Below are 9,978 nucleotides of genomic sequence, written 5' to 3' on the forward strand. Positions count from 1 at the left end.
CGGTCGTCTGCGGCGGCGTGGCCGGCGCGTTGGCGGCGGCCGAGGGCTCGGTGGGCGCGCTGCCGGACGCCGGCGCGGCGACCTGCGGTTCGCTCACTTGCGGCTGGAACGGCGTGTTGCGCTCCGGCACCCTGATGGGAATGTTGTCGGCGACCGGCGCCGGCTGGGAATCCAGCACCATGGGCAGGATGATGACGGCGGCCAGCACCAGCGCGATCGCGCCGGCCAGCCGGCGCCGGGCGCGCCCGCGCAACTCCGCCGCCTGCACCTCGCTGGGCACCGCCGCTCGCTTGGAGGGCTGCGCCTGGTCGGCAGGATCTTTGCGTTTGAAAAAACCCATGGGAGAGAATTCCTTGCGGCAGGTATGGCGGCGGACCGCCATGGCGCTACACCCGGTTTGGCCTGTGCCGCTTTTGCCTATGCCTTGCGACCCAGAGACTGCAAAACCGAGGCCACGGTGAGAAATGATCCGAACACCACGATTCTATCATTCTCCCCTGCCCGTTCGCGCGCCGCGGCAAAGGCCTGGGCGGGATCCGCGCAGGCCGAAACGCCCGGCGCTTCGGCTCCGGCCGGCGCTGCCGGCAGCGTGGCGGCGACCCGCTCGGCCAGGCGCTCGCCGCTGCCGCCGCGCGGCCCCGGCAGTCCGGCACAGAACCAGTGATCGATGCGGCTGCCAAGCTTGGCCAGCACGCCGGCCAGGTCCTTGTCGTTGAGCATGCCGAACACCGCGTAGGTATAAGGATGGAAGCCCATGTTGTCCAGGTTCTGCGCCAACACCGCGGCGGCGTGCGGGTTATGGGCAACATCCAGGATCACCGTCGGCTGGCCCGGCAGGATCTGGAACCGGCCCGGCAGCGAGGCCTGCAACAGGCCCTGGCGCACCGCCTGCTGCGGCACCGGCAGGCGGTCGCGCACCGATTCGAGCGCGGCCAGCGCGGCCGAGGCGTTCAACAGCTGATTGGCGCCACGCAGCGCCGGATAGGCCAGCGCGCTGCGGCGCTGCTCGCGCCCGCCGTAGGCCCATTGCTGGCGATCGCCCGAATAGTTGTAGTCGCGCCCGAACAGCCACAGGTCGGCGCCGATCTGCCCGACGTAATCGAGCAGCGATTGCGGCGGCACCGGGTCGGCGCACACGGCCGGGCGGCCGGCGCGGTAGATATGGGCCTTCTCGAAGCCGATCTTCTCGCGCGTGTCGCCGAGATAGTCGATGTGGTCCAGGTCGACGCTGGTGACGACGGCACAGTCGGCATCGACGATATTGACCGCGTCCAGGCGGCCGCCCAGGCCCACTTCGAGCACCACCGCGTCCAGCCGCGATTGCGAGAACAGGCGCAGGATCGCCAGTGTGGTGAATTCGAAGTATGTCAGGGTGATGTCGCCGCGCGCGGCCTCGACCGCCGCGAACTGCTCGATCAGCGCTTCGTCCGAGGCGATTTGGCCGTTGACGCGGGCGCGCTCGTTGAAATCGATGAGGTGCGGCGAGGTATAGAGACCGACCTTGTAGCCCGCGGCCAGCAGGATGGCCTCGAGCATGGCGCAGGTCGAGCCCTTGCCGTTGGTGCCGCCCACCACGAACTTCACGCCAGGCAGCGCCAGGTTCATGCGCGCCGCCACGTCCCGCACGCGTTCCAGGCCCATGTCGATCGCGGTGGCGTGGATGGATTCCAGGTACTGCAGCCAATCGGACAGGGAGGCACCGGCGGCGGGCTTGAGGGCAGAGGGCATGACGGCAATAAGAAGGTGAACAACCCGGGATTTTAGCAGCGCACGCCCGGTGTTTTCCCTAATCCCCAGGGCGTGGCAAGGGATCTTCGGGAAAAAAGGCTTGCCGATGTTTTTCTCATACGTAAAAATAAATTCACATATGAGAACTAACAAGGAGACCACATGACGCAGCGCCCCCCGCCCGCCTGGCTGGTCCGCGAAGCCGACGTGCCCGGCTACCACCCTGCCAACCACACCGGCACCCTGAATCGCCGCCTGATCGGCCCGGACACCGTAGGGGCGCGCGGCGTGGAAGTGCTGCTGGGGGTGATCGATAAGGGCAAGGGAGCATTGCCGCACGCCCACCCCGGCATCGAGCAGGTCTGTTACCTGCTGTCCGGCACCGCCCGCGCCCAAGTCCAGGACGAATGGGCCGATATGGGGCCGGGCGATTGCTGCTACTTCCCGCCCGACGTCCCGCACGTGTTCACCGTCACCAGCGACGAGCCGGCCCGGTTGCTGGTGATCTACACCCCGCCCTACGAAGAATCGCCCGACCGCGTCATCCGCGGTTTCCCGGCGCCCGACGCCGGCGCCTGAGGCGCCGGCTTTCCCCGGCATTGCCGGACAGCGGCCGCAGAGCCGCGTCCGGATTCCCACCATCTGGAGACAAACCATGCAACTACTGCGCCTGTTGCGCGCCGCCCTGATCGGCGGCGCGGCCCTGCTGACCCTGCCCCTGGCCCACGCCGCCGACTATCCGGACAAACCCATCACGCTGATCGTGCCCTTTCCCGCCGGATCGGGCACCGACGCGGTTGGCCGCATTTTCGGCGCCGAGCTGTCGACCATCCTGGGACAGCAGATCGTGGTCGAGAACAAGCCCGGCGCCAACGCCACCATCGCCGCCAACTACGTGGCGCGCGCCAAGCCGGATGGCTATACGCTGTTCGTGACCACCAACACCTCGCATTCGGCCGCTCCGTGGCTGATGAAGAATGTCCCCTATGACCCGGTCAAGGACTTCACGCCGATCGCACGCGGCGGCAATCTGCCATTCATCCTGGTGGTCAATCCCAAGCGTCCGTGGAAGACCGTGGCCGACCTGATCGCCGACGCCCGCCAGCATCCGGGCCGCATCACCTACGCCAGCGGCAACAGCACCGGCATCGTGGCCGGCGCCACGCTGGCCAATCGCGCCAAGATCGACATCCTGCACGTGCCCTACAAGGGCACGCCGCAGGGCCTGACCGACGTGGTCGGCGGGCAGGTCGATTTCATGTTCACAGACCTGGCTTCAGGCCTGCCTTTCGTGCAGTCGGGCCAGTTGCGGGCGCTGGCGGTCTCCACCGCGGCGCGCAGCACCATCGTGCCGGACCTGCCGTCCATGGCGGAATCGGGCGTGCCGGACTTCGACCTGAATTCCTGGAATGGCTACTTCGGCCCGGCCGGCATGCCGCCCGAGGTGGTCGCCAAGCTCAACGATGCCATCAAGCAGGTGGTCGCCAAGCCCGACGTGCGCAAGCGCCTGGCCGGCCTGGGCTTTGACGCCTTCTCCAGCTCGCCCGAGGCATTCGCCCAATTCGTCAGCGAACAGCGCGATCTGTGGGGCAAGCTGATCCGCGATGCGGGGATCGAGCAGCAATGACGATGCCCGCCACCGCGCCGGCCGCCGGCCCCCTGGCCGGCGTGCGGATCCTCGATCTCAGTTCCGTCGTCATGGGCCCGTATGCCACCCAGGTGCTGGCCGACCTGGGAGCCGACGTCATCAAGGTGGAATCGCCCGCTGGCGACAACATGCGCGCCGTCGGGCCGATGCGTCACCCGGGCATGGGGCACCTGTACCTGCACCTGAATCGCAACAAGCGCTCGGTGGTGCTGGACCTGAAGACCCTCGAAGGCCGCGAGGCCTGCCTGCGGCTGGCCGAGAGCTGCGATGCCATGCTGTACAACATCCGCCCCCAGGCCATGGCCCGGCTGGGCCTGTCGTACGAGGCGGTGGCGGCGCGCAATCCGCGCATCGTCTACCTGGGCGCCTACGGCTTCGGCGAGGCCGGCCCCTACGCCGGCCGCCCTGCCTACGATGACCTGATCCAGGGCCAGACCGGCATCGCGGCGCTGGCGGCGCGCCAGAGCGGCGACGTGCCGCGCTATGCGCCGCTGACGCTGGCCGACCGGGCCGTCGGCCTGCACGTCGGCATCGCCCTGGTATCGGCGGTCCTGCACGCCCGCGCCAGCGGCCAGGGCCAGCAGGTAGAGATCCCCATGTTCGAAGGCATGGCCCACCTGGTGCTGGGCGACCACCTGGGCGGAGCCACCTTCGAGCCGCCGCTCGGCCCCACCGGCTATGCGCGGCTGCTGGCGCCGCACCGGCGCCCCTACGCCACGGCCGACGGCTACCTCTGCCTGCTGATCTACAACGACAAGCACTGGCGCAACTTCTTCGCCCTGATCGGCCAGCCCGAACTCGGGCAGGACCCGCGCTTTCACAGCCACGGCGCGCGCGCGGCGCATATCGACGAGGTCTATGCCTTCGTCGCCGACGTGATCCGCACACGTTCCAGCCAGGACTGGCTGCAGGCGCTGACGGCTGCCGACATCCCGGCCTCGCAACTCTATACGGTGGACGATCTACTGGAGGACGAGCATTTGGCGGCCACCGGCTTCGTGCAGCACCACGACCATCCCACCGAGGGCCGCCTGCGCACCCCCGCCCCACTCGGCCGCTACCAGGGTACGCCGACCGCGATCCGCCGCCCGGCGCCAACGCTGGGCCAGCACAGCCGCGAAGTACTGGCGGAGGCCGGTTACGACGACGCCGCCATCGACGCCCTCTTCTCCCATCGCATCACCCAGGAAGGAACGCACTGATGGACTTTGAATTCACCCCCGACCAGTTGGCCTTGCGCGATGCCGTATCGCGCATCTGCGAACGCTACCCCGACGACTACTGGCTGGAACGCGACCGCGAAGGCGGTTTCCCCGAGCCGCTGCACGCCGACCTGGCGCGCGACGGCTGGCTCGGCATCGCCATGCCGCAGGAACACGGCGGCGCCGGCCTGGGCATGACCGAGGCCGCCCTGATGATGCAGACCATCGCCGCCTCGGGCGCCGGTTTCACGGGGGCCTCGGCCGTACACATGAACATCTTCGGCCTGAACCCGGTGGTGGTGTTCGGCAATGACGCGCAGCGTGCCCGCTGGCTGCCTCCCCTGATCTCGGGGCGCGAGAAAGCCTGCTTTGCCGTCACCGAGCCCGATGCCGGCCTGGACACCACCAAACTCGGCACCCGCGCCGAGCGCCAGGGCGACGACTACGTGGTGCACGGCCGCAAGATCTGGATCTCGACCGCCCAGGTAGCCGACAAGATGCTGTTGCTGGCCCGCACCACGCCGCTGGCGGACGTGGCCAAGCCGACCCAGGGGCTATCGCTCTTCTATACGGACCTGGATCGCACCAAGGTCGAGGTGCGCGAGATCGAGAAAATGGGCCGCAAGGCGGTGGACTCGAACATGCTGTTCATCGACGGCCTGCGGATTCCGGTGGCCGACCGCATCGGCGAGGAAGGCCGCGGCTTCGAATACATCCTGCATGGCCTGAACCCGGAACGCATCCTGATCGCCGCCGAGGCCGTCGGCATCGGCCGCGCCGCGCTGGAACGGGCGGTACGCTATGCCGGCGAGCGCAAGGTGTTCGGCCGGCCCATCGGCCAGAACCAGGGCATCCAGCACCCGCTGGCGCAGGCGTGGATGCAGCTGGAAGCGGCCGACCTGATGGTGTTCAAGGCCGCCAGCCTGTACGACGCCGGCCAGCCCTGCGGCCCGGCCGCCAACGCCGCCAAGTACCTGGCGGCCGAAGCCGGCTACAACGCCTGCCAGACCGCGGTGATGACGTTGGGCGGGATGGGCTACGCCAAGGAATACCACGTGGAACGGCTGCTACGCGAGAGCTTCATTCCGCGCATCGCGCCGGTCAGCCCGCAACTGATCATGTGCTTCATCGCCGAGAAGGTGCTGGGACTGCCCAAGTCCTATTGAAACCCCGCCCGCCCGCTGCGGGCCGGCCTCAGGACTGCTGCTCCAGTCCGGTGCAGGCCGCGCGCAGGATGCGGGCGTATTCCTCCTGGCACGGCTCGATGCGATAAATCGGACCACCGACCGAAATGGCATAGTGTTCGCCCGACAACGTCACCGGCCAGGCAATGGCGCCCACGTCCGGAATCGATTCGCCACTATTCATGTACCAGCCGCGCTGGCGCGAACGGTCGATGTCCTGCAACAGCGCTTCGCGCGTAACCAGTGTGCGATCGTTGTAACGCGTCAACGGCATGGCCGCCAACAGGGCGTCGCGGGCCGGCTCGTCCATCAGCGACATGAGCGCTTTTCCCAGCGAATTGGCGTGTACGTCCTTGAACTCGCCGGCAACCGGCGCATATCGGATCGTGTGTGGCGAGTCCAGCACATCCAGGTACACCACCCGGCCATCCGCGGTCAGCTTGGCGAAGACGACAGTCTCCCGCGTTGCGTCCCGCAATTCCACCAGGCTGGGATAAACCCGGTCCAGCACCGGGTCGGCGCGGGCGATGCGCTGCGCCATCGCCAGCAGGCGGCCGGTCGGGTAATACCCCTGGCGGCGGCCGGTTTCATAGAGATAGCCCAGGCCGGTCAGGGTGCGGATCAGGGCCAGGCAGCTCGACACCGGCACATCCAGCAGCCGGGCCAGTTCCGACAAGGGCAAGGCGCGCTTCTCCCGGGCATAGGTTTCGATGATTTCGATGACTCGCAGCGCCGTCTTGACACTCATTGCCCGTTCCCAACTTGTTAGCACATGAAACAACTGTCCGCGCCGGGGCCTAAAGTTCCCTGCGAGGCTGCCGTAATCGTAGCTGAGAATTCCCTGAAAACAGCGCGTTCCTCCGAGACGCCCACATCGCCGTTGGAGTGATCATGGCCGTAACCCCCTTAGCCCCCGCGGCGTTCGCACCCGCAGCTGCGCCAACACCGGTCGCGGCCGCGCCTGCCGCCGCCGACCCGTCGGTCACCGTCGTGCCACCGGCTGCCAGCAGTAACAGCGGCGGGGCCGATTCCGCCACGTCGGAACAATCGACATCGCAGAAGCTGCCCCTGGACAAGGCGCTCGACGAAATCAACGAGCAAATGAAAGCCTGGTCCACCCAGCTGCAGTTCGAAATCGATCCCGACGTGCACCAGGTGGTGGTGTCCGTGGTCGACGCGGAATCGGGGGACGTCCTGCGCACCATCCCAAGTGAAGCCGTACTGAAGATCGCCAAAATGATCGTCAACATGCAAGGAAACGGCATCAAAACCACGGCTTGATATGGCACTCGATTTTTTTTGCTATGCCCGTTCCGGTGCTGTTCGATGACAGAAACATCGAATTAGGCCCGCCTTATGCCCTTGCCCGGCCAATCGCCGGCACCCCATTTTTGACAGAATCGCATCGCTAGGAAGGAATTTCACATGGCCTCTATCACTAACCTCGGTTCGGTTTCCGGCTTGCCCTTGGAAAAGATCCTGTCGGACCTGCAGGCCGCCGAGGACAAGAAGCTCTCGATCTACACCACCCGCGCCCAAAGCTACCAGACCCGCATCGACGCCTATGCGCAGTTGCAAAGCGCGCTGGAAGCCCTGCAGAAGTCGGCCGGCGTGCTGGGCAAGACCGAGACGATGGCCGCCATCAAGGGCAGCGTCACCGGCGGCACCGCCTTGACGGCCACCGTGGCCGCCGAGGGCGCCATCGCGGGCCAATACACCATCGAAGTGAACAGCCTGGCACGGGCCCAGAGCCTGCAATCGGGCGCGGTGGCCGACCGTACCGCCAAGCATGGCGACACCGGCTCGTTCGAGATCGAGCTGGCCGACGGCACCAAGCGCACCATCGACCTCAAGGGCGACACGTCGCTCAACGGCATCGTCAAGGCCATCAATGCCGACGACAAATCGGGGTTGCGCGCCACCGTCATCAACGACGGCAACGGCAACAACTACCTGATGCTGACGGCCAAGGACACCGGCGTCCAGGCCGCGGTCAAGAACATCACGGTGACTGGCGACCAATCGCTCCAGGACATCCTCTCGTTCAGTACCGCCCCCGACGGCAGCACCAGCGGCATGACCGACACCAAGGCCGCCGATGCCGAGATCCTCATCAATGGCATCACCGTCAAGAGCGGCTCGAACAACGTCTCCACGGCCATCGACGGCGTCACGCTGAACCTGACCGACAAGACCGAAACCGGCAAGCCGATCACGCTCAAGCTGGAAGCCGACACCTCGGTGGCCAGCAAGGCAGTCCAGGACTTCATCAAGACCTACAACGCGCTGCAGACGACCATCAAGAACCTGACCGCGTTCGACGCCAAGGCGGCCACCAACCAGCCGCTGACCGGCGACGGCACCACGCGCTCGATCCAATCGTCAGTGACCAGCGCCCTGCAGGCGGTGCTGGGCGAAGGCACGGTGCGCTCGCTGGCCGACCTGGGCATCACCACCGACCCGATGACGCGCCAGCTCAAGCTCGACCAGACCAAGCTCGACAAGGCGCTGTCCGAAAGCCCGGCCGACGTCACCAAGCTGCTGACCGGCGACAACGGCCTGGCCAAGAATTTCGATACCGCCTTCAAGGACGTGCTGGGCAGCAACGGTTCGCTGAAAACGCGCACCGACGGCCTGGCCAAGACCATGAGCGACCTGGACGCCCAGCAGAAGCGCGCCAAGGCCGCCAGCGATGCCGAAATCGACCAGATGCGGACCCGCTTCGTGGCGCTGGACAAGTTCTACATGCAGATGCAGACCACCGCCAACTACCTGACCCAACAATTTGCGGCGATGAACAAATCGAGCAAATAACCTGTAGAAGATGCTTTAATGACTTACGCCGCCCGCCGCCCCACAGGGTCCCAATCCGTTCGCTCCTACGCCGATATCGGCCTGGAAACCCAGGTGCTGGGAGCGAGCCCCGAGCGGCTGATCACCCTGCTGTACCTGGGTGCCCGGGCGGCGATCGGGCAGGCGCGCATCCACCTGCAGGAAGGCCGGGTCGCCGAACGCGGCGCGGCTATCTCGAAAGCGATCAAAATCGTCGATGAAGGCCTGAAGACCGGGCTGAACATGGAGGCCGGCGGCGACATCGCCGCCAACCTCTCCCGGCTCTACGATTACATCGTCCGCACCCTGCTGACGGCGAATCTGAAAGCGGATGCCGAGCAACTGGACATCGCCGACCGCCTGCTGGCGGACCTGGCCGAGGCTTGGCAAACCTCCATCGACCGACCGGCTGGTGTAACGCAGCCCTGATGGCCCAGAAACACACATCCAGCCAGCCATCGAACGCCCGAGATTTCCATGACGTCCCTTACCCAGTACTCCTCCCCTATTCTGGAACACTACCAGGAGATCGCCCTCATCACGGGCGAGATGTTGACGGCCGCCCAGGCCGGCGACTGGGACACGGCCATGGCCCACGGGCAGCAATACTGTGAACTGGTCGAACGCCTGCGCATCGCCGAACCGACCGCGCCACTGGACGAAGCCGGCCGCGCCATGAAGTACGACCTGCTGGTGCGCATCCTGGAAAACGACGCCATGACGCGTGACCTGGCGCTGCCGCAACTGGCCCGGCTGGGCGAACTGCTGGGCCGCATGAAACGCCAGCAGACCCTGCTCTCGGCCTACGGTTACCAGGCGCCTGAAGCATGAGCGTGGGTCCCGCGGCACTCGGCAACGTCCTAGTGCAGCGGTTGGACGCCGTGCTCGGCACGACGATGTCCGCCGCCAGTGCCAATCAGGTCTCGGGCGCGCGGCCGGACGCGGTCAGCCAGCCCGGCAGCCTGGACAAGCCCGGCTCGGCCGACGGCTCGAACCGCGACCCTCGCCAGGGTATCCAGACCGGCGGTGGCCGCGGCGATCGTCCCGCCACGGTCGTCGATGCCAAGACCGCCGCGGCGCTGGCGTTGGCCGCGCGCGGCCTGGTTACCAGTAGCGACACCACCGCGTCGGCCCCGACCACGCTGGGCACCACCGCCCGCGCCATCCTGGCCTTGCTCGCCCAATACCCTGAAGGCGCCCCGGCAGTGCAAGGCCGCGCGCCGCTCTGGCGCGCGGACGGCTCCCCATCCGCCAACGGCGCACCCGCGCAGGCGAGCGCCGGCCAGGCCACGGCGCAGGCGGCGGCCCAGCCTTCCCCCACCCCACCCGCGCCAGCCGGCAGTGGCGCCCAGGCCCCCACCACGCCAGCCGCCAGCAGCGCGGC

General features: G+C 67.1%; 10 protein-coding genes and 2 pseudogenes. 9 read left to right on the plus strand and 3 right to left on the minus strand.

Features of this window, described 5'->3' with window-relative positions; translation table 11 throughout:
- Positions 1–340: pseudogene (locus HV701_RS26025) on the minus strand (SPOR domain-containing protein); the annotation flags it as partial.
- A 77-nt stretch (positions 341–417) separates the two neighbouring features.
- On the minus strand, positions 418–1,728 hold the full coding sequence (folC, locus tag HV701_RS26030) for a bifunctional tetrahydrofolate synthase/dihydrofolate synthase (RefSeq protein WP_175135888.1): 1,311 nt from the start codon (positions 1,726–1,728) through the stop codon (positions 418–420).
- A 162-nt stretch (positions 1,729–1,890) separates the two neighbouring features.
- On the opposite strand from folC, the gene HV701_RS26035 reads away from it, so the two are divergent.
- The 4 genes from HV701_RS26035 to HV701_RS26050 all read left to right on the plus strand — a co-directional run bounded on the left by HV701_RS26035 (position 1,891) and on the right by HV701_RS26050 (position 5,744).
- Positions 1,891–2,307 (plus strand): cupin domain-containing protein, encoded by a 417-nt coding sequence (locus HV701_RS26035; protein WP_175135889.1) that lies wholly within the window; start codon positions 1,891–1,893, stop codon positions 2,305–2,307.
- Between the two features lie 76 nt (positions 2,308–2,383).
- On the plus strand, positions 2,384–3,355 hold the full coding sequence (locus HV701_RS26040) for a Bug family tripartite tricarboxylate transporter substrate binding protein (RefSeq protein ID WP_175135890.1): 972 nt from the start codon (positions 2,384–2,386) through the stop codon (positions 3,353–3,355).
- A complete protein-coding gene (locus tag HV701_RS26045) occupies positions 3,352–4,578 on the plus strand; it encodes a CaiB/BaiF CoA transferase family protein (RefSeq protein WP_236756742.1) in 1,227 nt (408 codons plus the stop codon). Before HV701_RS26040 ends, HV701_RS26045 begins: the two co-directional genes overlap by 4 nt.
- A complete protein-coding gene (locus tag HV701_RS26050; protein ID WP_175135891.1) occupies positions 4,578–5,744 on the plus strand; it encodes an acyl-CoA dehydrogenase family protein in 1,167 nt (388 codons plus the stop codon). Before HV701_RS26045 ends, HV701_RS26050 begins: the two co-directional genes overlap by 1 nt.
- Before the next feature lie 28 nt (positions 5,745–5,772).
- Here HV701_RS26050 and HV701_RS26055 read toward each other — a convergent pair whose 3' ends face one another.
- Positions 5,773–6,510 carry an IclR family transcriptional regulator gene (locus HV701_RS26055; protein WP_175135892.1) on the minus strand — a complete coding sequence of 246 codons (738 nt, stop codon included), beginning with the start codon at positions 6,508–6,510 and terminating at the stop codon, positions 5,773–5,775.
- A 143-nt stretch (positions 6,511–6,653) separates the two neighbouring features.
- On the opposite strand from HV701_RS26055, the gene HV701_RS26060 reads away from it, so the two are divergent.
- From HV701_RS26060 to HV701_RS26080, 5 genes and pseudogenes are all read left to right on the plus strand, one after another.
- Complete coding sequence (locus HV701_RS26060) at positions 6,654–7,043, plus strand: flagellar protein FlaG (RefSeq protein WP_175135893.1); 390 nt, start codon at positions 6,654–6,656, stop codon at positions 7,041–7,043.
- A 144-nt stretch (positions 7,044–7,187) separates the two neighbouring features.
- Positions 7,188–8,576 (plus strand): flagellar filament capping protein FliD, encoded by a 1,389-nt coding sequence (gene fliD, locus HV701_RS26065; RefSeq protein WP_175135894.1) that lies wholly within the window; start codon positions 7,188–7,190, stop codon positions 8,574–8,576.
- Positions 8,577–8,594: 18 nt separating this feature from the next.
- A complete protein-coding gene (fliS, locus tag HV701_RS26070) occupies positions 8,595–9,023 on the plus strand; it encodes a flagellar export chaperone FliS (RefSeq protein ID WP_175135895.1) in 429 nt (142 codons plus the stop codon).
- 48 nt (positions 9,024–9,071) lie between these two features.
- Complete coding sequence (locus tag HV701_RS26075) at positions 9,072–9,425, plus strand: flagellar protein FliT (protein ID WP_006385218.1); 354 nt, start codon at positions 9,072–9,074, stop codon at positions 9,423–9,425.
- Positions 9,422–9,978, plus strand: a pseudogene (locus tag HV701_RS26080) (flagellar hook-length control protein FliK); the annotation flags it as partial. The gene HV701_RS26075 and the pseudogene HV701_RS26080, both read left to right, overlap by 4 nt.

Origin of the sequence: Achromobacter pulmonis (assembly GCF_902859765.1) — a bacterium.
GTDB lineage: Bacteria > Pseudomonadota > Gammaproteobacteria > Burkholderiales > Burkholderiaceae_B > Achromobacter > Achromobacter pulmonis.